Source organism: Nonomuraea antimicrobica (genome assembly GCF_039536965.1).
GTDB lineage: Bacteria > Actinomycetota > Actinomycetes > Streptosporangiales > Streptosporangiaceae > Nonomuraea > Nonomuraea antimicrobica.
Genome location: NZ_BAAAZP010000294.1, coordinates 1 through 687, shown reverse-complemented (window position 1 = coordinate 687; position 687 = coordinate 1). Strand labels below are relative to the sequence as shown.

Genomic DNA, 687 nt, shown 5'->3' with positions numbered 1-687 from the left:
GAGGGTGCGGGTGGCGTCGCGGGAGATGTGGCGGATGGCTTGGGCGATGTTGTCGGCGCCGGTCAGGCGTAGGGCGCCGATCGCGAGGTTGCGCAGGGTGGCCATGGCTCGGGGCGCGTTGCCGGTATGGACCTGGCTGTGATCTTCGGCGTAGGTCACGTCGCGGACGTAGTGGAGCCGGATCTCGATGCTCCAGTGACCGCGGATCCAGGTGGCCAGGTGGCCAGGTCGGCGGGAGAGGCCTGCCAGGCGGGGAGATCGGTGATCGCGTAGACGGTCACGGTCCGCCGTCTGCCCGCGCTGCCATCCCTGACCTGGCGTTTGATCTGCATCGCCTGGATGACGTGGGGAAACAGCAGCCCGGAGGTGACGGTGACGACTTTGAGGGTGCGGCGTTCCTCACGCCCGTGCCCGCGCGGCACCAGCCAGTAATGACGCCAGTGCGTGTCGGACGCCACGCGGATCACGGGGATCGGGAAGGCGTTGGAAGCATTCCAGCAGGGTGAGGCAGTCGGAGGCGGTCGCCGGCCGGTGCTCGGCCAGTTGGCCAAGGGCAGCACTGATCGGCGATGATGAGGGGACAGGCACGGTCTTCTCTGGTGATCATTAGGCGTCGAGAACCTCATGATCTCGAAGGTCGTGCCTGTTCTCGTCCTCAGACGAGCCTCCAGCCCTCTCTTGCAGCCC

1 protein-coding gene is annotated in these 687 nt (G+C 67.0%); it reads right to left on the bottom strand.

Annotated elements, in window-relative coordinates:
- Nucleotides 1-155: 155 nt before the first annotated feature.
- The gene (locus tag ABD844_RS52830; protein WP_344897903.1) at nt 156-458 is read right to left on the bottom strand and encodes a hypothetical protein; all 303 of its coding nucleotides are present in this window, start codon (nt 456-458) and stop codon (nt 156-158) included.
- Nucleotides 459-687: the final 229 nt, after the last annotated feature.